This is a genomic window from Labrys okinawensis, assembly GCF_002982075.1.
GTDB lineage: Bacteria > Pseudomonadota > Alphaproteobacteria > Rhizobiales > Labraceae > Labrys > Labrys okinawensis_A.
The window spans coordinates 126,336-150,435 of sequence record NZ_PUEJ01000005.1 but is presented as its reverse complement, the minus strand read 5'-3'; the positions used below and the strand labels follow the sequence as shown (position 1 = coordinate 150,435).

Here is a 24,100-nt window from a genome sequence, read left to right as displayed (position 1 = left end):
TTCATCCGCTGCCCGGGCCCCCTAAGCCCGGGCAGTGAAGAGATGCGAGAGCCTTCATGCACAAGCCCTTGTCTTCGCTTTCATTCCTGGTTCTGGCGGGGCCATTGCTGGCATTCCTGACGCTGGTCTATCTCATTCCCTTCCTGGGGGTGGCCCAGTGGAGCATCACCCTGCCCGAACCAGGACTGACACAGTATCAAAGGCTTGCCGGCGATCCCCTGGTGCTCTCGGTCTTCCTGCGCACCTTCCGCATCTGCGCCATGGTGACGGTGCTCACCGTCATCGCCGCCTATATGATCGCCTATGTCTGGGTGCGCGGCACGCCGCTGCAGCAGCGCCTGGCGGAATTATGCATCCTCATCCCCTTCTGGATCTCCGTGCTGACCCGTGCTTTCGGCTGGCTCGCTTTGCTGTCCAACCGGGGTCTCGTCAACAGCTGGCTGCAGAGCCTTGGCTTCATTTCCCAGCCGCTGACGCTGGTGCGCAACGAGTTCGGCGTCATCGTCGGCATGACGCATTTTCTCATTCCCTTCGCCGTGTTTCCGCTGGCCTCGGCCATGCGCAGCCTGGATGAGCGCGTCTTCCTCGCGGCGCGCGGCATGGGGGCCGGCCCGCTGCGCATCTTCTGGTCGGTCTTCGTGCCGATGACCTTTTCCGGCATCATCGGGGCTACGCTCATCGTCTTCGTGTTCGCCCTCGGCTTCTTCGTCACGCCTGCCATTCTCGGCGGCGGCCGCAGCGTGATGGTGGCCGAGCTCATCTATCTGCGCATGTTCCAGAGCCCGGATTGGGGCCTGGGGGCAGCGATCAGCGTGACGCTGGTGGTGATCGTGGCAGTGCTGATGGGCCTGCTGTTCCGCTATGCCCGTCTCGGCGATACGGGAGTGTCCAAATGACCTCGCATCGCCCCGGCCTTATCGCGCTCACCGTCGCCGCCCTCGTCGCCGTCTTCCTGCTGCTGCCGCTGCTGGCCGTGGTGCCGGTCTCGTTCACCGCGGCGCGCTATCTGTCGATGCCCAACGGCAACTATGCCCTGACCCACTATCGGACCCTGTTCACCAACCCGGACTGGGCCAACTCCATCCTGCTCAGCATTCGCATCGGCGTTGTCTCGAGCGTGCTCGCCACCACGCTGGCGACCTTGTTCTGCGTTGGCATCTGGATGTTCCGCCCCCGCTTCAGCGCGGCCCTTGTCGGCTTCGTGCTGCTGCCGATGATCGTGCCGCCGGTCGTCTCGGCAATGACGCTCTACTTTCTGCTCACCAGCCTGTCCCAGGTCAGCGCCATCATCGGCTTCGATACCTGGCTCGGCGTGGTGCTCGCCCATGTGGTGATGATCGTCCCCTTCTGCGTAGTGCTGATCATGGTCTCGCTCAGCCAGGTCGACCGGCGCATCGATCTCGCCGCCCGCGGCATGGGCGCCAGCGTCTGGCAGCGCGCCACCAGGATCATCCTGCCCAACATCAAGTTCGGCCTGCTGACAGCGGCGATGCTGTCCTTCGTGCTGTCCTGGGAGGAGATCGGCGTCACCCTCTTCATCACCAGCGTGAACGCCATCACCCTGCCGCGGCTGATGTGGAGCGGCGTGCGCGACAACATCGATCCGGCGATCGCTTCGATCTCCGTCATCCTGATCGTGCTGACCACGCTGGTGCTGGTTATCCGAATGCTCTATTCGAGCCTGCGCTCGGCGCCGAAGCATTAAGCCTGTCGTCATTGCGAGCGAAGCAATCCAGTTCCGTGTATCGGGGCAAGACTGGATTGCTTCGCTTCGCTCGCAATGACAACAGCGGCCCTATAGGGACAAGCGACGGCGGCCCGCTCCCCTGCCGCCATTTGCCGCTGTCCCGATCGGGGCGGTGCCCGTAGGCGGCAAACGAATCTTGCTCTATGGGAAGATCGCTGCGGCCCGGCGATCGGGTTCGTGCTGGGGCGCCGCCGGCAGGCGGCTTGGGAGTTCAGTCGATGACCTATTGCGTCGGGATTTCGGTTCGCGAGGGCCTGGTGATGATCGCGGATACGCGCACCAACGCCGGCATCGACAACATCGCGACATTCCGCAAGCTGCATGTGTTCGAGGAGCCGGGAGAGCGCGTGCTGGCGGTGTGTACCTCGGGTAACCTCTCCGTCAGCCAGGCTGTGCTGGACCACATCCAGGAGGGCCTCGAAAATTCCGATACCGGCGCCGTCGACACGCTGATGAGCATGCCCAGCATGTTCAAGGCCGCTCAGTTGATCGGCCGGGCCATCCGCCAGGTCTACGCCACCGATGGCCGCAGTCTGGAGGAGCACAACAGCCGCTTCGACGTGGCCTTTCTGTTCGGCGGGCAGATCAAGGGCGGCAAGATGCGGCTCTTCATGATCTATTCGGCCGGCAATTTCATCGAGGTGACGGCCGATACGCCCTATCTGCAGATCGGCGAGCACAAATATGGCAAGCCCATCCTCGACCGCGCCGTGAACTATGAGACGGAAATGCCGGACGCCCTCAAGGTCGGCCTGATCTCGATGGATTCCACCATGCGTTCCAATCTCGGGGTCGGGATGCCGATCGACATCCTCACCGTTCGGCGCGACGCCCTCAAATCCGAGATCAGCCACCGCATCGAGCCGGGCGAGCCCTATTTCCACGATTTGCGCGAACGCTGGTCGGCGGCCTTGCGGGCCGCTCATATCGCCATTCCCCGGCCGCCCTATATCATCGGCAAGACGGGCGTCCTCGACACGCCCTGAACAGCCGCCCAGGCGCGCGGCGCACCACGGTCCGGCTGCGTAACACTTTGGAAATCAGTCAAGTCTGGAACGAGGTTAAACAAGAACGTGATGGTTCGTGATCGCGGAGCCTGCCGCGCGGACTGGAAAGAGGCGCGCTGATAACCTAAGGCTGCGTTCCCTTCAGCGACCACGGACGGAGCAGCATGTCGCAATCCTCGACGCAATCGACCCTTCAGGCCTATGCGCCGACCATTCTTTCCATCGTGCGCATCGTCGCCGGCCTGATCTTCCTGGCGCACGGCACCCAGAAGCTGTTCGGCTTCCCGGCACTCCCGCCCGATCGAGAGATCCCGCTCTTCGGCCTGATGTGGTTCGGTGGCATACTGGAGGCCTTTGGCGGCCTGCTGATCGTGATCGGCCTGTTTACCCGCCCCGTCGCCTTCATCCTTTCCGGACAGATGGCGGTGGCCTATTTCATGTTCCACGCGCCGAAATCCTTCTTCCCGGCCCTGAACGGCGGCGACGCCGCCATCCTCTACTGCTTCCTCTTCCTCTATTTCGTCTTCGCGGGACCAGGATCGATCAGCGTGGACGCGGCGCGCAAGAGGTAGAATTTAGCCGCATCCCCCTTTCGGTTTGCGCGTCAGCCACGGATCGACAAGGCGCGGATGAAGCGTTAGGTTGCGCTCCCTGAATCGGCTCGGGGCGCCCATGGGGTTGACATCGCCTCCCCTGGCGTGCCGAGCCGGTCCCACTCGCTATGGAGATGACCGCATCGGCCATCGTGGCTGGTCGCCCGGAGCAAAAGCGGGATTGTTGAACGCCTGTGGTTCGGGTCCCTCATTTCCAACCGCCGCGCGTACCGGGCCTTTCGCCGATCGTGCGGTGCATGGTGGGAATCATGGCCAATAACGGGCTCGTGCCGGCCGTCCAGCGATCCGGCACGCGTCCGTACTGCCTGGACTGGATGAATGAAATCGACGTTGCTTTCGATCGCCCTGATCGCCCTTGCCCTGACACCCGCCTTAGCCCGCCAGAACAGCAAGTCCAGCCGGACCGAAGCCGGCCTCGCCAAGCTGGCCCCAGCCGATCGGTTTCAGCAAGCCTGCGACATTGAGCTGATGGAAAGGCTGCGTCACGAATCCCGCCCCTACAAGCCCGACAGTGTGATCGCCTATGCGCTGGGCGATCCTCATGTGTCGGGGGACACGCTTGAGGGCGACGGCGGTGCCTTCCGCAGCGGCGGAATCTGGTACCAGTATTCCTTTACCTGCGAGGCGACACCCGACCGCATGAAGGTGATCTCGCTGGAGTACAGGGTCGGCGAAGCCGTGCCGCGCGACCAATGGGACTCGCACGGCCTCTCCATTCACTGATTTCCTTCACTCCCGCATGGGCGAGCAGGCATGGGCAAGGACGGTTCGATCGGCGTTATCCGCCGGGTCCAGCGCTTTCCGGTCAAATCCATGGGCAGCGATGTCCTGGACACGGCGGAGCTGCGCTGGAACGGCCTTGCCGGCGACCGGCAATATGCCTTCGTGAAAACGCGGGACCGCGGCCGCTTTCCCTATCTCACAGGCCGGGATCTGCCGGATCTGCTGCTCTATCGCGCCCGCTATCTCAAGCCGGAGGATCCCAGAACCTCAGCGCTCACCGTGGTCTCGCCCAAAGGCGGCGAATACGACATTGACGATCCCGCCTTATGCCGGGAATTGAGCGAGGCGGCCGGCGAGCCCGTGCATGTGATGCAGCTCGGCCGGGGCCATTTCGATAGCGCCGTCGTCTCGCTGGTGAGCACGACGACGGCTGGCCGCCTGGCGCACGCCCATGGCGGCGGGATCGATCTGCGGCGCTTCCGCATCAATCTCGTGATAGAGCCTGTGGATGCCGAGATCTGGGAGCGGGATTGGCTCGGCAAGCGGCTCGCCATCGGCAACCAGGAGGCCCTCCTGCGCGCCGACCGGCCGATCGACCGCTGCGTGATGATCACCCTCGATCCCCAGACGGCCCAGCGCACTCCCGCGATCATCAAGACGGTCGCGCGCCAGTTCGACAATCGGATCGGCATTTACGGCACCGTCGAGCAGCCTGGGCGGATCAGCTTGGACGACGGTATCTATCTCGCCGGCTGAGCGGCTCAGATGGCCTGACCGCCGGAGACCTCGATCCGCTGGGCGTTGACCCAGCGATTGGCATCCGACAACAGGCTCGCGATCATCGGCCCGATATCCTCGGCCACTCCGGCTCGCCCAAGGGCGGTCATCTGCGCAAAGAGCTTGTTGATGCTGGGATCGTCGCGCACGGCGCCACCGCCGAAATCGGTCTCGATCGCTCCCGGCGCCACGGTATTGACGGCAATCCGCCTTTCACCCAGTTCCTTGGCCAGATAGGTCGACAGGACCTCCACGGCCCCCTTCGCCGCGGCATAGGCCGCATAGCCCGGAAAGGACACGCGTGTCAGGCCGGAGGATAGATTGACGATACGGCCGCCATCCGCCAGCAGGGGGAGCAGAGCCTGGGTGAGGAAGAAGACACCTTTGAAATGGACATTGACCAGGGCATCGAACTGCGCCTCGGTGGTCTGGCCGATCAGAGCGTAATCGCCATGACCGGCATTGTTCACCAGATGATCGAACGTCTCCCGTGACCATGTGTCATGCAGCGTTGCCCGCACCCTTTCGGCGAAGGCGGCAAAGGCCCGGACGTCGCCTGTATCGAGTTGAAAGGCGACCGCCTTCCGGCCCATGGCCTCGATTTCGGCCACGACCGCCTCGGCATCCTCGCTCCGGCTGCGATAGGTGAGGATGACATCGCCGCCAAGGCGGGCAATATTGAGGGCCGTGCTGCGGCCAAGACCGCGACTGGCCCCGGTTACGAGTGAAATCCTGGTCATCGGGCAAACTCCGTTGGTGTGACACCTCGATATCGGGCGAAATAGCCTTTCGGTGTTGCCGGAATCTCGATGTTCTTTGCCTAATCCTCCAAGAGACATGCAAAACGAGCATGAAGCGAGTAGGCTGCCACCATGACCGCCCTGCTTGAAGCCATTCGCCGCCATGCCCAAGCCCACGCCGGTTCGAACGGTATCGCGGCCACGCCGATTCCGGGTCTTACCACTGTGCGGGCGACTGCCCCCAGCGGCCTCGTCCACGCCATCTCCCGCCCCCTCGCCTGCTTGGTGCTGCAGGGAAGCAAGCATGTCACCATGGGCATGCAGGCCTTCGACTTCGCGGCTGGCGATTCCCTGCTGATCACCGCGGACGTGCCGACCGTCAGCCAGATCACCCGCGCCAGCACCACGGCGCCCTATCTGTCGCTGGTGCTGGAGCTGGACGCGGCCGTGATCGCCGATCTGGCTGCACAGATGAATGCCGTTGGCGGAGCCGATCACGCCCCGGTGCGTGTCCAGCCAACCGATGCCGAGGTCGCCGACGTGGCATTGCGGCTGATGCATTTGCTCGATCGACCGGCCTCGGTGCAGGTGCTGCAGGCCCAACTCGTGCGTGAGATGCATTATTGGCTGCTGGCCGGCCGTCACGGGGCGGCAATCCGGCGGCTGGGTTGGCCCGATGGCTACGCGCAGCGCATCGCGCGAGCCGTTGCGGTATTGAGGGCCGAATTCATGCAACCCTTGCCGGTCGGGCGCTTGGCCGCGGCTGCAGGCATGAGCGTCTCTTCATTCCACCAGCATTTCCGGTCGATAACCTCCCTCTCTCCCCTGCAATTCCAAAAGCAGTTGCGCCTGATCGAGGCCAGGCGCCTGATGCAGGCCGAGGGCATGAGCGCGAGCGGGGCAGCGTTCGCGGTCGGTTATGAGAGCGTTCCCCAATTCACCCGCGAATATGGCCGATTGTTCGGCCTGCCGCCGGTTCGCGACATCAAGGCAGCGAGGGGGCGGGCTCGGGCAGCCGCCTGATCATCGAAGGGACTGTCGCTGCCGCGCGCCTCAGAAGATCGCCAGGGCGCCCTGGAAAATGAGATAGCCGAGCCCGGCCGTGATCAACAAACCCACGCTGGTGGCGATATAGCCAGCCAGGATGACGGCACCGTCGCGCTCGACCAGTCCGAGGCCAAGGATGCAGATGGGAATGCCGAGCGGGATGTTGCCGATGATCGGGATGGGCAGCAGCAGGGCCAGGCCCAGCACGAGCGCGACGATACCCACGATCCGCCGGGAACGGGCATCCGCGAACAGGTGCAGGCGCGGCTTGGCGAAACGCTCGACCCACTGGATCCAGGGTTCCGCCTTGGTGACGATGCGCTGCAGATCCTTGCGGGCGAAGCTGCGCTTGGCCAGGAATTGCGGCAGCCACAGATTATCGCGCCCCATCACCATCTGGGCCGCGATGAGGGCGACGATGATGCCGCAGATCACCGGGATGCCCGGCGGCATCGGCAGGCAGTTGGGTATGCCGAACAGCAGGAACAGGATACCGAAGGCGCGGTTGCGCATGGCGGCCGTCAGGTCGCCGAAATAAATGCGCTCCTCTCCTTCCGCCGAGGCAATCGCCGCAAGGAGTTCGGATGTTCTGGGGTTACGCGGTTCCAAAATTAAGCTGACTCGTGGGGATCCTTGCCGGGCTTATAGTGAGACTCTGCGACAATTTCGAGATGATTGTGCTGCCGAACGCCAAACAGGGCGTGGCATTTGCGGATGGGTGTTGTGCTTTTGCCGCATAGTTCCCTGTGCAGCACAACATTGCATGCTGCATCGCAAGACCCCGAAGGTCGTGCTGACTTGTCGCAGGCTCCTTCTTCAGCTTTGTTCGAAAAATCGCAAAAATCGCGAAAAACCCCGCAAAAACGACCCTCAACTTTTCAAGCTTGTCACTTGACCACCGAAAAACGGGGGTCCAGACTGGAATTATTCCGATCTGCTGCATGAGAGTCTCCCGTTCAGACCGCCAATGAATGGCGGCGAACGCAGAGGGGACGACAGATCGCGAACCGGTTGGAGGACCCCATGGCTTCCGTTTCGCTTCTCGTCAATGGACGGGAAATTACGGCTGATATTGATCCGCGTACTTTGCTTGTCGAATTTCTGCGTGAACACCTCAGGCTCACCGGCACCCATGTCGGCTGCGATACCAGCCAGTGCGGTGCCTGCGTGGTGCATATTGACGGCAAGGCCGTCAAATCCTGCACCGCCCTCGCCGTCCAGGTCAGCGGCAGCTCGGTGACCACCATCGAGGGCCTGGCCAATAACGGCCAGCTGCATCCGATGCAGGAAGCCTTCCGCGACAATCACGGCCTGCAATGCGGCTTCTGCACGCCCGGCATGATCATGACCTCGGTCGCCATGGTCGACCGGCTCGGCGGCGATCTCGACGAGGCGACCATCCGCCATGAGCTGGAAGGCAATATCTGTCGCTGCACGGGCTATCACAACATCGTCAAGGCAGTCGCGGCAGGGGCCAAGGCCATGACCGAGGGCGAAACCCTGCAGGCGGCCGAATAGCCGCTCTCTCCCGGAATGTGTCGCCCTACCCGTTCGTGGCAGCTCACGAGCACCCGCGACCGCCACTCCGGACTTCGATCTTTCCATCGACTCTCTCGGCGAAGCCTTTGTTTGCCGGGGATTATTCCAATCCCATAGCGTTTTGCGATGCGAGGAAGTCGCGTCAAATACCAAAGACGTCGAAACAGCGAATTCGAGCAGACAAGCGTTCACGCATGAACGCGCTGTGCTCCAGGGGAGAGAACGACATGAACGCCACAGGCGTTGGCGCACCGGTGCGCCGCAAGGAGGATTTCCGCTTCATCACCGGCAAGGGCAATTATACCGGCGATATCAATCGCCCGGGCCAGGCCCATGCCTATTTCCTGCGCTCGCCGCATGCCCATGCGGCGATCAAGTCGATCGACATCAGCGCGGCCCGCAAGCTGCCGGGTGTCATCGAGATCCTCACCGGCGAGGATTTGGCGCAGGACAAGATCGGTGGCCTGATCTGCGGCTGGATGATCCACTCCAAGGACGGCTCGCCGATGAAGGCCGGGGCCCATCCGGCACTGGCCCAGGGCAAGGTTCGCTATGTCGGCGACCATGTCGCCGTGGTACTCGCCGAGACCCTGGCACAGGCCAAGGACGGCGCCGAAGCCATCAATGTCACCTATGACGTGCTGGCGGCCAGCGTCGATACCGCCAAGACCCAGGCCAAGGACGCACCCCAGGTTCACGCCGAGGCCGAGAACAACACGGTGTTCCAATGGCATCTTGGCGACAAGACCGCCTCCGATGCCGCCTTCAAGGCAGCCAAGCACATCACCAGGCTCGACATCCTCAACAATCGCCTGGTGCCCAACGCCATCGAGCCGCGTGCCGCCGTCGGAGACTATGACGCCGGCAACGAGGCCTATACGCTCTACACCACCTCGCAGAACCCGCATGTCGCCCGGCTGGTGCTGTCGGCCTTCATCGGCATCGCGCCCGAGCACAAGCTGCGCGTGATCGCCCCCGATGTCGGCGGCGGGTTCGGCTCCAAGATCTTCATCTATGCCGAAGAGACGGTGTGCGTGTGGGCCGCCAAGCGCATCGGCCGCCCGGTGAAATGGACCGGGGACCGCACCGAGGCCTTCCTGGCCGATGCCCATGGCCGCGATCACGTCACCCATGCCGAACTCGCGATCGACGCCAACAACAAGATCACGGGCCTGCGCGTCCATACCATCGCCAATCTCGGCGCCTATCTTTCCACCTTCTCCTCCAGCGTGCCCACCTATCTCTACGCGCCGCTGCTGTCAGGCCAATATGACATCCCGGCCATCTATGCCGAGGTCGACGGCGTCTACACCAACACCGCTCCGGTCGACGCCTATCGCGGCGCCGGGCGGCCGGAGGCGACCTTCGTGGTCGAGCGCCTGGTCGAGGTGGCGGCACGCGAACTCGGTCTCGATCCGGCCAAGTTCCGCAAGAAGAACTTCGTGAAGTCCTTCCCGCATCAGACCCCGGTGATCATGACCTATGACGCCGGCGACTATAACGCTTCGCTCGACAAGGCGATGGAGCTGCACGACGTCAAGGGCTTCGGTGCCCGCCGTCGGGCTTCCGAGCGGGCCGGCAAGCTCAGGGGCCTGGGCTATTCGGCCTATATCGAGGCCTGCGGCATCGCGCCCTCCCAGGCGGTCGGCTCTCTCGGCGCCGGCGTCGGCCTGTGGGAATCGGCAGAAATCCGCGTCAATCCGATCGGCACCGTCGAGGTGCTGACGGGCTCGCACAGCCACGGCCAGGGCCACGAGACCACCTTCGCCCAATTGGTTTCGGACCGGCTCGGCATTCCCATCGACTCGGTCGCCGTGGTGCATGGCGATACCGACAAGGTGCAGTTCGGCATGGGCACCTATGGCTCGCGCTCCGGCGCGGTCGGCATGTCGGCCATCGTCAAGGCGGTCGACAAGATCATCGCCAAGGGCAAGAAGGTCGCCTCCTACGTGCTGGAAGCGTCCGAGGGCGACATCGAGTTCAAGGATGGACGCTTCTCGGTGGCCGGCACCGACAAGGGGCTGGCCTTCGGCGAAGTGGCGCTGCAGGCCTATATCGCGCACAAATTCTCTGGCCAGGACCTCGAGCCCGGCCTCAAGGAGGGCGCGTTCTACGATCCCACCAACTTTACCTTCCCGGCGGGCGTGCATATCTGCGAAGTCGAGATCGATCCCGATACCGGCGTCACCACCATCGCACGCTGGACGGCGGTGGACGATTTCGGCGAGCTGATCAACCCGATGATCGTCGAAGGCCAGGTGCATGGCGGCATCGCCCAGGGCGTCGGCCAGGCCCTGCTCGAGGGCGCGGTCTACGACAAGGAGGGCCAACTCCTGACGGCTTCCTTCATGGATTACTGCATGCCGCGCGCGGACGACCTGCCCTCCTTCAATGTCGGCATGACCAAGACCACCTGCCCCTCCAATCCGCTCGGCATCAAGGGCTGCGGCGAGGCAGGTGCGATTGCGGCGCCGCCGGCTGTGATGAATGCCATCACGGACGCCATCGGCATTGAGGACATTGCCATGCCGGCATCGCCCCAGGTGGTGTGGAACGCCGTGCAGCGTGCTGCCAAGGGCAGGAAAGCCGCGGAATGACGGAGGGCGGGTCTTCTCAGTTCCATCGGCATGCCGATGGAGCAGGACCCGGCTGGAACCTCCAAGCAATAAGAACTGGGCGGGTCTGAAGACCCGCTCCCCAATTCAACCGGGAGCCACCCATGTATCCCTTTACCTATCAGCGCCCAACCTCCGTCCGCGGCGCCATCGCCGCCCTCGCCAAGGCGGAGGACGCCAAACTGCTCGCCGGCGGGCACACCTTGCTGCCGACCATGAAGCAGCGCCTCGCCAGCCCCACCACCCTGATCGACCTCACCAAGATCGAGGGCCTCAGCGGCATCGAGGTGAAGGGGCGCAACCTCATCATCGGCGCCACCACCCCGCATGGCGAAGTGGCGGCGAGCGCCACGGTCGGCGAAGCCATCCCGGCGCTTGCCGCTCTCGCCGGCATGATCGGCGATCCGGCGGTACGTTCGCGCGGCACCATCGGCGGCTCGCTCGCCAACAACGATCCGGCGGCCGATTATCCGGCGGCGGCCCTCGCCCTCAACGCCACCATCATCACCAACAAGCGCAAGATTCCGGCCGACGAATTTTTCACCGGCCTGTTCGACACCGCGCTGGAGGAAGGCGAGATCATCACCAAGATCTCCTTCCCCATTCCGGCCAAGGCGGCCTATCAGAAATTCCCCAATCCTGCTTCGCGCTACGCGCTCGTCGGCGTGTTCGTGGCCAAGAAGGGGAGTTCCGTGCGCGTCGCCGTCACCGGCGCCGGCTCCGACGGCGTGTTCCGCCATACCAAGGCGGAAGAAGCCCTGTCGTCGCGCTTCCATGCCAAATCGCTCGACGGGGTGAGCCTTTCGGCAAAGGGGCTCAACGGCGATATTCATGCCAGCGCAGACTACCGCGCACACCTGATCGGCGTGCTGACCAAGCGGGCCGTCGCAGCCGCAAAGTGAGGTAACCCAGGGCGCGAGCCTTCCTGGAACCGCAGGCCTGTCAGCGACATGCGCATGTCGCGCGGTGGCTGCTCCTGGGAACGCTCCGCCCATCCCGAGAAAGAGCAGGCAGGGATGCCTGCGAGCCAAGGATGATGCCCGAAGACGAATTCTCCACCGACTTGGCCAAGACCCGTCTAACGGTGCTCGTCGCCAACATCACCACGCTCGAGGTGGATGCCATCGTCAATGCCGCCAATACCTCCCTGCTCGGCGGCGGCGGCGTTGACGGCGCCATTCACCGCGCTGCCGGGCCGGACCTGGTGGCCGAGTGTCGCACGCTCAATGGCTGCAAGGTGGGCGACGCCAAGATTACCGGGGGATACCGGCTGCCGGCCCGCCACGTCATCCACACCGTCGGCCCGGTCTTCAACGGCGGGGCCCGGGGAGAGTCCGACAAGCTTGCCTCCTGCTATCGGCGCAGCCTAGAAGTGGCCTCTGCCAACGCCATTACCTCGATCGCCTTTCCGGCCATCTCCACCGGAATCTATCGGTATCCGGCGGACGAGGCGGCCACTATCGCCGTCGCGACCGTCACCGATACTCTGCCGCTGTTGCCGAGCCCTCCTTCACTCGTCGTGTTCTGCTGTTTCGATGCGGGCACGGCGACTCATTATCGCCAAGCCTTCCTCGATGCAGGTCTTGCCCCCTTCTGACTTCCGGCGCCGGCAGGCAGAAGCAAATCTCCCCCCGCTTTGCTTTGCCCGTGCAGAGTTCTCCTGACCGAGGCGAGGGCTCGGCCAGGAGAACTCTGCGGGATCTCAAATACTTACGGCGTTTCTTGAGATCGCCAGTCCGTTGGCTATCGAGAAATTCCGCTTGGCAGGGACTCGCCCTATAGTGCCTGCAGATTTCAGGAGTTTGCCTTGCCCGCCCCCCTTCCCGCTTCCATCGACGAGACCGCCGCCCTACTCGCCAAAGCCGATTACGTGGCCGGGCGCGACCTTGCCACCGTGTTGTTCCTCGCCTTGCGCATGGGTCGCCCGCTCTTCCTGGAAGGGGAAGCCGGCGTGGGCAAGACCGAGATCGCCAAGGTGCTGTCGGCGACGCTGGGGCGCCCCCTGATTCGCCTGCAATGCTATGAGGGCCTCGACATCGCCTCGGCGGTGTATGAATGGAACACCATGGCGCAGATGATCGAGATCCGCCTGGCCGAGGCCGGCGGCGGCGTCGACCGCGCCAGTCTGAGCTCCGATCTCTTCTCCGAACGCTTCCTGATCGCCCGGCCCATCTTGGAGGCGGTACGCCCCCAGGCAGGCGGCGCACCGATCCTGCTGATCGACGAACTCGACCGTACCGACGAGGCCTTCGAGGCCTATCTCCTGGAGGTCCTTTCGGATTTTCAGGTCACCATTCCCGAATTCGGCACGGTAAAGGCGGAATCCCCGCCCATCGTGGTGATCACCTCCAACCGCACCCGCGAGATCCATGACGCCCTCAAGAGGCGCTGCCTCTATCACTGGGTCGACTATCCCAGCGCCGAGAACGAACTCGAGATCCTGCGCCGCAAGGTGCCGCATGTGCCGGCCAAGCTGTCGCGGGAGCTGGTCGGCTTCGTGCAGGCGCTGCGCCGCGAGGACCTGTTCAAGTCCCCAGGGGTCGCCGAGATGCTGGACTGGGCCACGGCCCTGACTGAGCTCGATGCCGTTGCGCTCGATCCCGCCCTCGTCTCCGATACCCTCGGCGTGCTCCTGAAATATCAGGACGACATTGCCCGCCTCTCCGGCAGCCAGGCCAAGAGGCTGATCGACAGCGTCAAGGCCGGGGCGCAGGCGCATGGTTGAAACAGGCAATTTCGGGCGCTGGATGCGACCCCTTTACCCTCCCCTCGATGGGGAGGGTCGGCCTGAAAGGCCGGGGTGGGGTGGAAACGCGCGGGCTGTGGGGATGACGACCACTTTATTCCGAAGTCACCCCACCCCGACACTTCGTGTCGACCCCAGGCCATTCAAGAGGAATGACCGACCCCATCGAGGGGAGGGTAAACGGCGCGTCTTCGTCCGAAATGGCATGTGCCAATGACAATCGACGCCAGTTCCCCCAACCTCGGCCGCCTTGCCGACAATATCGCCTATTTCGGCCGTCTACTGCGGGACACCGGCTTGCCGGTCGGCCCCTCCAGCGTGCTCGATGCCATCCGGGCGGTAGAAATGGCGGGCCTCGGCGCCAAGCAGGATTTCTACTGGACGTTGCATAGCGTCTTCGTCACGCGGCACGAGCAATCGCTGCTGTTTCGCCAGGCCTTCGAGCTGTTCTGGCGCCAGCGCGCTTTGACCGAGAAGCTCATCGCCATGATGTCCCCCCAGGCGGTGGCGATGAAGGAGCCGCCCAAGCCCAAGGCCGGCGCGCAGCGCGTCAACGACGCCTTCTACAAGGAGCCGCCGCGCGAAGTGGAGGAGAAGACGCTGGTCGAGTTCGACGCTCGCCTGACCATGTCGGAGCGCGAGATCCTCAAGGAGCGCGATTTCGCCCAGATGACCGCGGAGGAAATCACCGCGGCCAAGAAGGAAATGGCGCAATTGCGCCTGCCCTTCGACATCCAGTCGACGCGCCGCCTCAGGCCCGGCGGCAGCGAGGTCATCGACCTCAGAAGGACGCTGAGGGCCGCCATGCGCAGCGGCGGCGACCTCGTCACCATCGCCTACCGCCAGGCCGGCGAGAAGCACCCGCCTCTCGTGGCGCTTTGCGACATATCCGGCTCGATGGCGGATTATTCCCGGCTGTTCCTGCATTTCCTGCACGCGATCTCGGAAAAAGGCCGGCGCGTGCACGCCTTCGTCTTCGCCACCCGGCTGACCAACATCACGCGCTCACTGCGGACGCGAGACCCCGACGAGGCGCTCGAGCATGCTTCCCGCGCCGTCAAGGATTGGGACGGCGGCACCCGCATCGCCCATTGCCTGGAGCGTTTCAACAAGGACTGGTCGCGCCGGGTGCTCGGCCAGGGCGCCACGGTGCTGCTGATCACCGACGGACTGGAGCGCCAGGTCGATCCCGGCCTCGCTAAGGAACTCGACCGCCTGCATCGCTCCTGCCGTCGCCTGATCTGGCTCAATCCCTTGCTGCGCTTCGACGCCTTCGAAGCGCGGGCGGCGGGCATCAAAGCCATGCTGCCGCATGTTGACGAATTCAGAACCATTCACAATCTCAGGAGCATGGGCGATCTGGTCAAGGCCCTCGACCGCAGAGCCGATGCCGCTGCCGATCCCAGGAGCTGGTTAAAACGCGTTGGTTGAGAAGGACCGGCGAACGGTGCCTTGGAGTGTCAGCCTCCGAGATTCCGGACCAATGCGACTATCGTGCTAGGCCTCGTTTCAAGGAGCAATTTCGATGAGCGATACTGCCAGTAATTTCGCATCCGACACCGACATCCTTGCCAGCGCCCAGCAATGGCGGGAACATGGCAAGGGCGTCGCTATCGCCACCGTGGTGGAGACCTGGGGTTCGGCCCCGCGCCCGACGGGCTCGAACCTCGTCATCGACGAGGACGGCAATTTTCTCGGCTCGGTTTCGGGCGGATGCGTCGAAGGTGCCGTCGTCACCGAAGCACTAGAGGTCATTCGGGAGGGTAAGCCGCGCCTCATTGAATTCGGCGTCGCCGACGAGACCGCCTGGCAGGTCGGCTTGTCCTGCGGCGGCACCATCCGGGTCTATGTCGAGAAACTGGACTGAAGGCCGCCTTCCTCCCTCCCCCTTCTTGCAGGCTCCGCCATGAAACTTGCCACTCTCCAGGCCCTCAACCAGGCCAAGGCCGCCCGCAGGGCCGTCCTCCTCGTCACCGATCTCGACACCGGCGAGGAACGCCTGGTCGAGGAAAGCGGAATCCCGGCCGATCCGCTCGCCTCCATGCTGTCGCAGCAATTGCGTCAGGGGCGCTCCGCCACGGTCGAGCAGGACGGGAGGCGCCATTTCATCACCGTCCACGTCCCACCGGTACGGCTGGTGATGATCGGCGCCGTCCATATCAGCCAGGCCCTGGCCCCCCTCGCCCGCCTCGTCGGCCATGATCCCGTCATCATCGACCCGCGCACCGCCTTTGCCACGCCCGAGCGCTTTCCCGGCGTGACATTGCTCGCCGAATGGCCTGATGTCGCTTTGCCGCCGCTCGGGATCGACCGCTACACAGCCTTCGTCGCGCTGACCCACGATCCCAAGATCGATGACGGGGCCCTGCAGCATGCGCTCGAACGCAACTGCTTCTATGTGGGGGCGCTGGGTTCGCGCAGGACACATGCGCGCCGCATCGAACGATTGAGCGAGGCCGGGGTCGACGAGGCGGCGCTGGCGCGTATCCATGCGCCTATCGGCCTCGATATCGGCGCCATCAGTCCGGCCGAGATTGCCGTCTCGATCATGGCCGAGATCACGGCCGCGCTTCGGCTGGAAAGCGGCGAGAAGCAACCCAGGCCGCCGGCTCCGCCCAAGCCCTGTTACAGGTGACTATAGCTCCATGTTTTTCGGCGAGATTTCCATCGATCAGGCCCTGGGCGGCGTTGCCGTCCATTCGATCCGCAAGGGTGGGCTCGTCCTCAAGAAGGGCACGCATATCGGGCCGGCCGAAATCGAAGCGCTGCGCCGGGAGAGGGTCGAGTCCATCGTCATCGCCAGGCTCGATCCCGGCGATGTCGGAGAGGATATCGCCGCCGAGCGCATTGCCGCCCGGTTGGGGGGTGAAGGCGTACGCGTGGCCGAACCGTTCACCGGCCGGGCCAATCTGTTCGCCGAGCACGCCGGCGTGCTGGTAATCGACCGTGACGGCGTTGACCGGGTGAACGCCATCGACGAGAGCATCACCTTCGCGACCCTACCCGCCTTCGATCCAGTCAAGGCCGGCGAAATGATCGCAACCGTCAAGATCATCCCCTTTGCCGTGGAGGCGCCCACCTTCGAGCGCGCCCTCGCCGGCCTGGGCGCCCCGATCATCCGGGTCGCCCCTTTTCGTCCGCTCAAGGTCGCGGCGATCTCCACCTTGCTTCCCGGGCTCAAGGAAAGCGTGATCGCCCGCACGCTGCAGGTCCTGAAGGAGCGCCTGTCGCCGGCTGGGGCCAGGCTCATCCTGGACGAAAGAGTGCCGCATCAGGCCCGGGAGCTGGCGCTGGCGCTCGACCGGGCCAAGGCGGCGGAGGCCGATCTCACCATCATCTTCGGAGCCTCGGCCATCGCCGACCGGCGCGATGTCATCCCCGCCGCCATCGAAATTTCGGGTGGCGCGGTCGAACATTTCGGCATGCCGGTCGATCCCGGCAATCTTCTGCTGCTGGGGCGCTCCGGCGCCATGTCGGTGCTGGGGGCGCCAGGCTGCGCGCGCTCGCCCAAGGAGAACGGCTTCGACTGGATCCTGCATCGCCTGCTGGCCGGCCTGCCGGTCACGCGCGGTGATATCGTCGGCCTCGGCGTCGGCGGCCTGCTGATGGAGATCGTCAGCCGCCCCCAGCCCCGCGCCGCCGCCGGGAAGACGGGCGAGACCCCTCCTTCCGTCGCCGCCATCGTCCTGGCGGCAGGCCGATCCTCGCGGATGGGCGGGCCGAACAAGCTTCTGGAGGACTATGCCGGCAAGCCGCTCGTCCGCCACGCCGTGGAAGCGGCGCTCACCAGCAGAGCAAACTCGGTCACGGTGGTCACCGGCCATCAGCAGGCCGAGGTCCGCGATGCCCTGGCAGGGCTGGCCGTCTCCTTCGTGCACAATCCGGACTTTGCCGAGGGCCTCTCGACCTCCGTGCGCGCCGGCATTGCGGCCCTCCCCGCCGAATGCGACGCCGCCCTGATCGCGCTTGGCGACATGCCGCTGGTGGACGCCGCCCTATTGGACCGGCTGATATCGGCCTTCGAACCGGACAAGGGCGCCCTCATCGTTCTCCCGGTTACCGAAGGGCAGCGCGGCAATCCGGTGATCTGGGCGCGCCGATTCTTCGACGAATTGCAGGCCATCGAGGGCGACGCCGGTGGCCGGCAGATTCTCAAGGCGAACAGCGACGCGATTGTGGAAATTCCCGTCTCTTCGAGCGCCTCCAGCTTCGATGTCGACACGAAGGAGGCGCTCGCGCAATTGCGACAATTCCGGACGTGATATTTTGTTGCTCCGCCCGGTAGCGCAACTTTCGTGCGCAGGGGATGTGCGCAATTATTCAGCAACATTCTTTCCCCTGATGAAGGATAGTATGCCAATCGAAATTTTTGTGTGGATCGAGACGAAATCTAACAGGCGTTACACGTTTGCTCGATTGGAGCCATTCAGCCGCTAAATCGTTTTTTGGGCGTTACTGGCTGAGAATTGGCGCTTGAAGCGTCAGCCGGCGCTAAAAAATTCGCCGAGCTGCATAAATATTTCGTGATTTCCAGAAACTTCGCCTTCGGGACCGCCGCGGTGATTGTCAGTTTGCAAAGCGCTTGCTATGACAGGAAATCGTCGAATGACTGCCTGTCTCTTAGGCAAAAATCCCGCCAAAGGGGGCCAGGAGAAGCAAGGACGGCGTCGACAGAGGGGAAAGTTTGTAGACGATGGCAGAGTTTTTACAGCAGCTCATCAACGGGCTGGCGGTAGGATCGCTATATGGTCTTATCGCCGTAGGTTACACGATGGTGTTCGGCATCATCGGCATGGTCAACTTCGCCCACGGCGACCTGTTCATGCTCTCCGCGATCATCGCGTTCATCTGTTTCGTGATCCTGGTCACCTTGCTTGGACTTTCGTCGGTCATCGTGGCTTTGCTGGCGGTGATGGCAATCGGCATGGTCCTCACCAGTATCTGGAACTGGGCCATCGAGCGCATCGCCTATCGTCCCCTGCGCGGCTCGTTCCGACTTGCTCCCCTGATTTCCGCCATCGGCGTCTCCATGGCCCTGTCGAATTTCGTGCAGGTCAGCCAGGGCGCCGAATCCAAGGCAATCCCCCATGCCGTGGACGCCGCCCTCAGCGCCAAATATCAGATCTGGTCGGAGGTCGCCTCGGATGGGCGCGCCATGGACGCCTCGCTCTCGCTCAAGGCCATCCTGATCTTCGTCACCACGGCCGTGCTGCTGGCGGTCTTCTGGTACATCGTCTCCCGCACCTCGCTCGGCCGCGCCCAGCGCGCCTGCGAGCAGGATCGCAAGATGGCCGCCCTGCTGGGCGTCGACGTCGACCGCACCATTTCGATCACCTTCATCATGGGCGCGGCCCTGGCCGCCGTCGCCGGCCTGATGTTCCTGGTGCTCTACGGTTCCGTGAACTTCCGGGACGGTTTCGTGCCCGGCGTCAAGGCCTTCACCGCCGCGGTGCTCGGCGGCATCGGCTCCCTGCCTGGCGCGGTGCTCGGCGGCATGCTGATCGGTCTGATCGAGAAACTGTGGGAGGGATCCTTCGAAGGTGACGTTGCGGCCTACCGCGACGTCGCGGTGTTCTCCGTGCTCGCCATCACGCTGATCTTCATGCCGCAAGGCCTGTTGGGACGCCCCGAAGTGGAGAAGGTGTGATCATGGCCGCGACCGGCACCACCCGCATTTCACCGGCTGACCTGTTCAAGGATCTCATCTTCTGGGCCGTGGTCTCCACCTGCATGTTCCTGCCGGTGGTGGGACTGACGACCTATTCCGACCAGGCCACCAACAGCTTCCGCCTGAACTTCCTCAACCCCGACTTCGCCTTCGGCAAGCGCTTCGGCGGCCTGATCACCACCGCCGTGATCGTCGGCCTCATCCTGGCGATCCGTCTGTTCGTGCTGCTGCGCCCGCAACGCTCCGAACACAAGACGCCCTCCAAATTCGCCCAGACGATGACGCGCATCGGCATGTCGCCCTGGGTGATGTGGTTCGGTGCCGGGCTCGCCGTCGTCTTCCCGCTGGTGATGCTGTTCGCTCTCGGCGACAAGGGCTCGCTGAAATGGATCGACACCTACGGCATCCAGATCATGATCTACATCATGCTGGGCTGGGGGTTGAACATCGTGGTCGGCATGGCTGGCCTGCTCGACCTGGGCTATGTCGCCTTCTATGCGGTCGGCGCCTATTCCTATGCGCTGCTATCGGTCTATTACGGCATGACCTTCTGGGAATGCCTGCCGATCGCGGGTTTCCTCGCCGCGCTCTGGGGTATCATTCTCGGCTTTCCCGTGCTGCGCCTGCGCGGCGACTATCTCGCGCTGGTCACCCTTGCCTTCGGCGAAATCATCCGCAGCGTGCTGGTGAACTGGAAATCCTTCACGCACGGCAATGACGGCATCACCTCGATCAAGCCCCCCACCTTCTTCGGCATTCCCTTCACGGCCGGTCCGAACGGTTTCGCCAAGACCTTCGACCTCGCCTTCTCGCCGATCCATGGCAAGATCTTCTTCTACTATGTCATCCTCATTCTGGCGGTGATGACGGCTTACATCACCAGCCGCATGCGCAGGCTGCCGGTCGGCCGCGCCTGGGAAGCCCTGCGCGAGAACGAGATCGCCTGCCGCTCGCTCGGCATCAACACCACCACCACCAAGCTCGCGGCCTTCGCCAGTGGCGCCTTGTTCGGCGGCCTCGCCGGTGCCTTCTTCGCGGCCAAGCAGGGCTTCATCAATCCGGAAAGCTTCGTGTTCCAGGAATCGGTGATGGTGCTCGCGATCGTGGTGCTCGGCGGTTCTGGCAGCCTGCTCGGCGTGGTCGTGGCCGCGATCCTGCTGGTCGGCGGTTCGGAGATCCTGCGCGAGCTCACTTTCATGAAGTGGATCTTCGGGCCCGACTTCGACCCGAGTCAGTATCGCCCCATGATCTTCGGCCTCGCCATGGTCTCGATGATGTTGTGGAAGCCGCGCGGTCTCATTTCCAACCGTGCTCCCACCGTCTATCTCAAAGAACGCAAGATCGTCTCCGGCGCCCTGGTACAGGAAGGTCACGGATGAGCGCGCCCGAGAACAACGATATGATCGATCCCGCCCTCGCCTCGCACGCCCATCCCGAACAGCACTGGCACAGCGACCCGATCCTCAAGGTCGAGAAACTGACCATGCGGTTCGGCGGCCTTACCGCCGTCAACGCCGTTTCCTTCAATTGCGGCCGGGGCGACATCACGGCCCTGATCGGCCCTAATGGCGCCGGCAAGACCACGGTGTTCAACTGCATCACCGGCTTCTACAAGCCGACGGAAGGCCGGATCGGCCTGCGGCACGGCTCGGTAGCGGCTTGGGATGAATTCGACGCCCTGACCGCCACCACCCAGCAGAAGCTGAGCCATGGCCAGGATACGCTCTACCTGCTCGAGCGCATGCCCGACTTCATGGTCTCCCGTCAGGCGAAGGTCGCCAGAACCTTCCAGAACATCCGCCTCTTCGCGGGCATGACGGTGCTGGAGAACCTGCTGGTTGCCCAGCATGTCCACCTGATGCGCGCGTCGGGCTTCTCCGTTTTCGGCATTCTCGGCCTGCCCACCTATAGCCATGCCGAGAAGGCCGCGATCGAGAAGGCGAAATACTGGCTCGAAAAGACCGGCCTGATGGCACGGGCCGACGATCCCGCCGGCAGCCTTCCCTATGGCGACCAGCGCCGCCTGGAGATCGCCCGCGCCATGTGCACCGACCCGGTCCTGCTGTGCCTGGACGAGCCGGCCGCCGGCCTCAATCCGAGGGAAAGCCTCGACCTCAACAAGCTGCTGCGCACGATCCGCAGCGATCACGACACCTCTCTTCTCCTGATCGAGCACGACATGTCCGTGGTCATGGAGATTTCGGATCATGTGGTGGTGCTCAATTACGGCACCAAGATCTCGGACGGCACACCCGAGCAGGTCCGCAACGACCCTGCCGTGATCGCCGCCTATCTCGGCACCGACGAGGAAACGGAGAGTTGAGCATGTCCTCGCCCCTGCTGGCCGTACGCGGCGTCCACACCTATTACGGACAGGTCCACGCTCTCAAAGGTGTCGATGTCGACATCAACCAGGGTGAGATCGTCACCATCATCGGCGCCAACGGCGCCGGCAAGTCGACCCTGATGATGACGGTCTTCGGTTCTCCCAAATGCCGTGTCGGTTCGATCTCGTTCGACGGGCAAGACATCACCCATATGCCGATGCATGAGATCGCCCGGCTGCGCATCGCCCAGTCCCCCGAAGGACGGCGTATCTTCCAGCGCATGACGGTCTATGAAAATCTGCAGATGGGAGCCGAGATCGACGGCAATGCCCATTTCGCCGAAGACCTGGAACGCATGTACACGCTCTTCCCGCGCCTGAAGGAGCGCGCCAGCCAGCGCGGCGGCACGCTTTCGGGCGGTGAACAGCAAATGCTGGCGATCGCCCGCGCCCTGATGAGCCGGCCGCGCCTGCTGATGCTGGACGAGCCTTCGCTGGGGTTGGCGCCCCTGATCGTCAAGCAGATCTTCGACGCGGTGCGGGTGCTCAACGAGACGCAGAAACTGACGGTGTTCCTCGTCGAGCAGAACGCCTTCCATGCGTTGCGCCTGGCGCATCGAGGCTATGTCATGGTCAACGGCCAGATCACCATGTCCGGCACCGGCAGGGAACTGCTCGCCCGGCCCGAAGTGCGCGCGGCCTATCTGGAAGGGGGTCATTGAGATGGAAACCTATCTCTACGAAGACAAGCTGTTCGTCTTCGTGCTCGTCACCTTGCTGATGGGCGGCTGGGCGGCCTGGATGACCGGCAAGGCGAGTGCCTCGACCTGGAGCCGCTACCCGATCCTGTTCTTCTATCTGGTGCTCCTGACCATGGGCGTGCGCTTCCTCCACCAGGCGCCGTTCGGCGGCAACATGTTCTCGCCCTATTACTTCTTCGTCGATCTCGTCATCATTCAGCTCATCGGCCTGGTGTCCTATCGCGTCCGGCTCGCCAAGCAGATGGTCGGCAAATATGGCTGGATGTTCCAGCGATCAGGCGCGCTTGGCTGGAGCGCGCGCTCGAGCGCGGAATGATCGAACACAGGCACAAAGGAATCGGATGAGCTGTACGCGCAACTTGGGCTGACGGCCTCGTTCACGTCCTGACTATCCGCAGACCGGAGCCGCAAGCTCCACCAATCCACTGGGAGAACGACATGAAAAAAGTCTGGTTGACAGGCGCAGCGCTGGCGGCAGGCCTGCTGCTCAGCACGTCCGCCTTCGCGCAGATCAAGATCGGCATCGGCGCACCGATCACCGGTCCGAGTGCGGCCTCCGGTGCCCAGATCAAGCAGGGCGCGGAACTGGCCATCAAGAACCTCAACGCCGCCGGCGGCGTGCTCGGCCAGAAGCTGGAATCCACCGTCGGCGACGACGTGTCCGATCCCAAGCAGGGCGTGTCGGTCGCCAACAAGTTCGTCGGCGACGGCGTGACCTGGGTGGTCGGGCACTATAACTCGGGCGTGACAATCCCCGCTTCCGAGGTCTACGGCGACAACGGCATCGTCGCCATCACCCCGGCCGCCACCAACGAGAAGGTGACCGACCGCAAGCTGTGGGGCATGTTCCGCACCTGCGGCCGTGACGACCAGCAGGCCAAGGTCTGGGTCGACTATGTCAAGGCCACCTATCCGGGCAAGAAGATCGCCATCGTCCACGACAAGACCACCTATGGCCAGGGCCTGGGCGAGAACGCCAAGAAGCTGATGGCCGCCGACGGCATGAAGGAAGTCCTGTTCGAAGGTGTGAACACCGGCGAGAAGGACTATTCGGCCATCGTCACCAAGCTCAAGGCGGTTGGCGCAGACGTGCTGATCTATGGCGGCCTCTACACCGAGGCGGCTCTGATCCTCAAGCAGTTGCGCGACCAGGGCATGCAGACCGTGATGGTCTCCGGCGACGGCCTGGTCTCCTCCGAATTCGCCACCATCGGCGGCGATGCCGTGATCGGCACCCAGATGTCCTTCGCGCCCAAAGCCGAGGATGATCCGGCCAACGCCGCCATCGTCAAGCAGTTCAAGGACAGCGGCTTCACGCCGGAAGGCTATACGCTGAAGGCCTATGCGGCCGTGCAGGTGCTGGCCCAGGCCGCGGAAGAAGCCAAGTCGGCCGATCCGCAGAAGATGGCCGAGGTGATGCACTCCGGCAAGACCTTCAAGACGGTGATCGGCGACGTCTCCTATGACGACAAGGGCGACATGAAGCAGATCGACTACGTCATCTTCTCCTGGAAGAAGGGTCCCGACGGCAAGATCGACTTCTTCCAGAACAAGTGATCTGCCTTCATTCTTCGTGATATCTCAATCGCCCCGGTTCGCTGGGGCGATTTCTTTGGAGGCTCCTATTCGCGGCTCGGGTGGGAGCGCGATGGGAGACATGACGCAGGGGGAGATGGCCAGGCTGCCCTTCCCTTCGCGATTTCGCCTGAATTTCCGTGACAAGCCGCTGGAAATTTAGACAATGGCGTCATCGGGTGCAGCGGAACCGATCCAGAAAAGAACGGTCTGCG

At 63.6% G+C, this 24,100-nt stretch carries 24 protein-coding genes; 22 read left to right on the top strand and 2 right to left on the bottom strand.

The features are described 5' to 3' along the window. Window positions 1-56 precede the first annotated feature (56 nt). From C5L14_RS14410 to C5L14_RS14385, 6 genes are all read left to right on the top strand, one after another. A complete protein-coding gene (locus C5L14_RS14410; protein ID WP_105862756.1) occupies window positions 57-896 on the top strand; it encodes an ABC transporter permease in 840 nt (279 codons plus the stop codon). Continuing rightward, window positions 893-1,705, top strand: a complete 813-nt coding sequence (locus C5L14_RS14405) for an ABC transporter permease (protein ID WP_105862755.1) — start codon at window positions 893-895, stop codon at window positions 1,703-1,705. Before C5L14_RS14410 ends, C5L14_RS14405 begins: the two co-directional genes overlap by 4 nt. 260 nt (window positions 1,706-1,965) lie before the next feature. After that, on the top strand, window positions 1,966-2,733 hold the full coding sequence (locus tag C5L14_RS14400; RefSeq protein WP_105862754.1) for a proteasome-type protease: 768 nt from the start codon (window positions 1,966-1,968) through the stop codon (window positions 2,731-2,733). Between the two features lie 185 nt (window positions 2,734-2,918). Beyond that, a complete protein-coding gene (locus C5L14_RS14395; RefSeq protein ID WP_105862753.1) occupies window positions 2,919-3,326 on the top strand; it encodes a DoxX family protein in 408 nt (135 codons plus the stop codon). Between the two features lie 360 nt (window positions 3,327-3,686). Continuing rightward, a complete protein-coding gene (locus C5L14_RS14390) occupies window positions 3,687-4,091 on the top strand; it encodes a DUF930 domain-containing protein (protein WP_105862752.1) in 405 nt (134 codons plus the stop codon). Between the two features lie 30 nt (window positions 4,092-4,121). Further along, window positions 4,122-4,847: an MOSC domain-containing protein gene (locus C5L14_RS14385; RefSeq protein ID WP_105862751.1), complete on the top strand. Its 726-nt coding sequence runs from the start codon at window positions 4,122-4,124 to the stop codon at window positions 4,845-4,847. A gap of 5 nt (window positions 4,848-4,852) precedes the next feature. Here C5L14_RS14385 and C5L14_RS14380 read toward each other — a convergent pair whose 3' ends face one another. Next, a complete protein-coding gene (locus tag C5L14_RS14380; RefSeq protein ID WP_105862750.1) occupies window positions 4,853-5,608 on the bottom strand; it encodes an SDR family NAD(P)-dependent oxidoreductase in 756 nt (251 codons plus the stop codon). 132 nt (window positions 5,609-5,740) lie between these two features. On the opposite strand from C5L14_RS14380, the gene C5L14_RS14375 reads away from it, so the two are divergent. Further along, complete coding sequence (locus C5L14_RS14375; protein ID WP_105862749.1) at window positions 5,741-6,631, top strand: AraC family transcriptional regulator; 891 nt, start codon at window positions 5,741-5,743, stop codon at window positions 6,629-6,631. Window positions 6,632-6,661: 30 nt separating this feature from the next. Here C5L14_RS14375 and C5L14_RS14370 read toward each other — a convergent pair whose 3' ends face one another. Then, the gene (locus C5L14_RS14370) at window positions 6,662-7,264 is read right to left on the bottom strand and encodes an exopolysaccharide biosynthesis protein (RefSeq protein ID WP_105862748.1); all 603 of its coding nucleotides are present in this window, start codon (window positions 7,262-7,264) and stop codon (window positions 6,662-6,664) included. Window positions 7,265-7,678: 414 nt separating this feature from the next. On the opposite strand from C5L14_RS14370, the gene C5L14_RS14360 reads away from it, so the two are divergent. The 15 genes from C5L14_RS14360 (at window position 7,679) to C5L14_RS14290 (ending at window position 23,867) form a co-directional block, all read left to right on the top strand. Further along, entirely contained in the window at window positions 7,679-8,173 is a 495-nt protein-coding gene (locus C5L14_RS14360) for a (2Fe-2S)-binding protein (protein WP_105862746.1), read from the top strand. Window positions 8,174-8,421: 248 nt separating this feature from the next. Then, a complete protein-coding gene (locus tag C5L14_RS14355) occupies window positions 8,422-10,791 on the top strand; it encodes a xanthine dehydrogenase family protein molybdopterin-binding subunit (protein ID WP_105862745.1) in 2,370 nt (789 codons plus the stop codon). Between the two features lie 122 nt (window positions 10,792-10,913). Continuing rightward, entirely contained in the window at window positions 10,914-11,711 is a 798-nt protein-coding gene (locus C5L14_RS14350) for an FAD binding domain-containing protein (protein WP_105862744.1), read from the top strand. A 131-nt stretch (window positions 11,712-11,842) separates the two neighbouring features. Then, complete coding sequence (locus C5L14_RS14345; protein WP_428832624.1) at window positions 11,843-12,406, top strand: O-acetyl-ADP-ribose deacetylase; 564 nt, start codon at window positions 11,843-11,845, stop codon at window positions 12,404-12,406. Between the two features lie 210 nt (window positions 12,407-12,616). Then, window positions 12,617-13,534: an AAA family ATPase gene (locus C5L14_RS14340; protein ID WP_105862743.1), complete on the top strand. Its 918-nt coding sequence runs from the start codon at window positions 12,617-12,619 to the stop codon at window positions 13,532-13,534. 234 nt (window positions 13,535-13,768) lie between these two features. Continuing rightward, window positions 13,769-14,986, top strand: coding sequence for a vWA domain-containing protein (locus tag C5L14_RS14335; RefSeq protein WP_105862742.1), 1,218 nt, complete (start codon window positions 13,769-13,771; stop codon window positions 14,984-14,986). A gap of 94 nt (window positions 14,987-15,080) precedes the next feature. Then, window positions 15,081-15,422: an XdhC family protein gene (locus C5L14_RS14330; protein ID WP_105862741.1), complete on the top strand. Its 342-nt coding sequence runs from the start codon at window positions 15,081-15,083 to the stop codon at window positions 15,420-15,422. Window positions 15,423-15,461: 39 nt separating this feature from the next. Further along, a complete protein-coding gene (locus tag C5L14_RS14325) occupies window positions 15,462-16,190 on the top strand; it encodes an XdhC family protein (RefSeq protein ID WP_105862740.1) in 729 nt (242 codons plus the stop codon). A gap of 10 nt (window positions 16,191-16,200) precedes the next feature. After that, on the top strand, window positions 16,201-17,817 hold the full coding sequence (locus C5L14_RS14320; protein ID WP_105862739.1) for an NTP transferase domain-containing protein: 1,617 nt from the start codon (window positions 16,201-16,203) through the stop codon (window positions 17,815-17,817). Between the two features lie 431 nt (window positions 17,818-18,248). After that, entirely contained in the window at window positions 18,249-19,202 is a 954-nt protein-coding gene (locus C5L14_RS14315) for a branched-chain amino acid ABC transporter permease (RefSeq protein WP_105862738.1), read from the top strand. 2 nt (window positions 19,203-19,204) lie between these two features. Beyond that, on the top strand, window positions 19,205-20,602 hold the full coding sequence (livM, locus tag C5L14_RS14310) for a high-affinity branched-chain amino acid ABC transporter permease LivM (RefSeq protein ID WP_245443391.1): 1,398 nt from the start codon (window positions 19,205-19,207) through the stop codon (window positions 20,600-20,602). 20 nt (window positions 20,603-20,622) lie between these two features. Continuing rightward, window positions 20,623-21,546 carry an ABC transporter ATP-binding protein gene (locus C5L14_RS14305; RefSeq protein ID WP_105863213.1) on the top strand — a complete coding sequence of 308 codons (924 nt, stop codon included), beginning with the start codon at window positions 20,623-20,625 and terminating at the stop codon, window positions 21,544-21,546. A gap of 2 nt (window positions 21,547-21,548) precedes the next feature. Beyond that, a complete protein-coding gene (locus tag C5L14_RS14300; RefSeq protein WP_105862737.1) occupies window positions 21,549-22,271 on the top strand; it encodes an ABC transporter ATP-binding protein in 723 nt (240 codons plus the stop codon). Window position 22,272: 1 nt separating this feature from the next. Then, window positions 22,273-22,626 (top strand): DUF6867 family protein, encoded by a 354-nt coding sequence (locus C5L14_RS14295; protein ID WP_105862736.1) that lies wholly within the window; start codon window positions 22,273-22,275, stop codon window positions 22,624-22,626. Between the two features lie 122 nt (window positions 22,627-22,748). After that, a complete protein-coding gene (locus tag C5L14_RS14290; RefSeq protein WP_105862735.1) occupies window positions 22,749-23,867 on the top strand; it encodes a branched-chain amino acid ABC transporter substrate-binding protein in 1,119 nt (372 codons plus the stop codon). Window positions 23,868-24,100: the final 233 nt, after the last annotated feature.

Excerpts from the sequence above, each read along its gene's own strand:
- C5L14_RS14375 (WP_105862749.1), top strand. The coding sequence starts at position 5,741 with ATGACCGCCCTGCTTGAAGCCATTCGCCGCCATGCCCAAGCCCACGCC.
- C5L14_RS14300 (WP_105862737.1), top strand. The coding sequence starts at position 21,549 with ATGTCCTCGCCCCTGCTGGCCGTACGCGGCGTCCACACCTATTACGGA.
- C5L14_RS14360 (WP_105862746.1), top strand. The coding sequence starts at position 7,679 with ATGGCTTCCGTTTCGCTTCTCGTCAATGGACGGGAAATTACGGCTGAT.
- C5L14_RS14380 (WP_105862750.1), bottom strand. The coding sequence starts at position 5,608 with ATGACCAGGATTTCACTCGTAACCGGGGCCAGTCGCGGTCTTGGCCGC.
- C5L14_RS14405 (WP_105862755.1), top strand. The coding sequence starts at position 893 with ATGACCTCGCATCGCCCCGGCCTTATCGCGCTCACCGTCGCCGCCCTC.
- C5L14_RS14385 (WP_105862751.1), top strand. The coding sequence starts at position 4,122 with ATGGGCAAGGACGGTTCGATCGGCGTTATCCGCCGGGTCCAGCGCTTT.
- C5L14_RS14355 (WP_105862745.1), top strand. The coding sequence starts at position 8,422 with ATGAACGCCACAGGCGTTGGCGCACCGGTGCGCCGCAAGGAGGATTTC.
- C5L14_RS14290 (WP_105862735.1), top strand. The coding sequence starts at position 22,749 with ATGAAAAAAGTCTGGTTGACAGGCGCAGCGCTGGCGGCAGGCCTGCTG.
- C5L14_RS14395 (WP_105862753.1), top strand. The coding sequence starts at position 2,919 with ATGTCGCAATCCTCGACGCAATCGACCCTTCAGGCCTATGCGCCGACC.
- C5L14_RS14305 (WP_105863213.1), top strand. The coding sequence starts at position 20,623 with ATGATCGATCCCGCCCTCGCCTCGCACGCCCATCCCGAACAGCACTGG.
- C5L14_RS14345 (WP_428832624.1), top strand. The coding sequence starts at position 11,843 with ATGATGCCCGAAGACGAATTCTCCACCGACTTGGCCAAGACCCGTCTA.
- C5L14_RS14335 (WP_105862742.1), top strand. The coding sequence starts at position 13,769 with ATGACAATCGACGCCAGTTCCCCCAACCTCGGCCGCCTTGCCGACAAT.
- C5L14_RS14295 (WP_105862736.1), top strand. The coding sequence starts at position 22,273 with ATGGAAACCTATCTCTACGAAGACAAGCTGTTCGTCTTCGTGCTCGTC.
- C5L14_RS14400 (WP_105862754.1), top strand. The coding sequence starts at position 1,966 with ATGACCTATTGCGTCGGGATTTCGGTTCGCGAGGGCCTGGTGATGATC.
- livM (WP_245443391.1), top strand. The coding sequence starts at position 19,205 with ATGGCCGCGACCGGCACCACCCGCATTTCACCGGCTGACCTGTTCAAG.
- C5L14_RS14320 (WP_105862739.1), top strand. The coding sequence starts at position 16,201 with ATGTTTTTCGGCGAGATTTCCATCGATCAGGCCCTGGGCGGCGTTGCC.
- C5L14_RS14330 (WP_105862741.1), top strand. The coding sequence starts at position 15,081 with ATGAGCGATACTGCCAGTAATTTCGCATCCGACACCGACATCCTTGCC.
- C5L14_RS14350 (WP_105862744.1), top strand. The coding sequence starts at position 10,914 with ATGTATCCCTTTACCTATCAGCGCCCAACCTCCGTCCGCGGCGCCATC.
- C5L14_RS14410 (WP_105862756.1), top strand. The coding sequence starts at position 57 with ATGCACAAGCCCTTGTCTTCGCTTTCATTCCTGGTTCTGGCGGGGCCA.
- C5L14_RS14315 (WP_105862738.1), top strand. The coding sequence starts at position 18,249 with ATGGCAGAGTTTTTACAGCAGCTCATCAACGGGCTGGCGGTAGGATCG.
- C5L14_RS14390 (WP_105862752.1), top strand. The coding sequence starts at position 3,687 with ATGAAATCGACGTTGCTTTCGATCGCCCTGATCGCCCTTGCCCTGACA.
- C5L14_RS14325 (WP_105862740.1), top strand. The coding sequence starts at position 15,462 with ATGAAACTTGCCACTCTCCAGGCCCTCAACCAGGCCAAGGCCGCCCGC.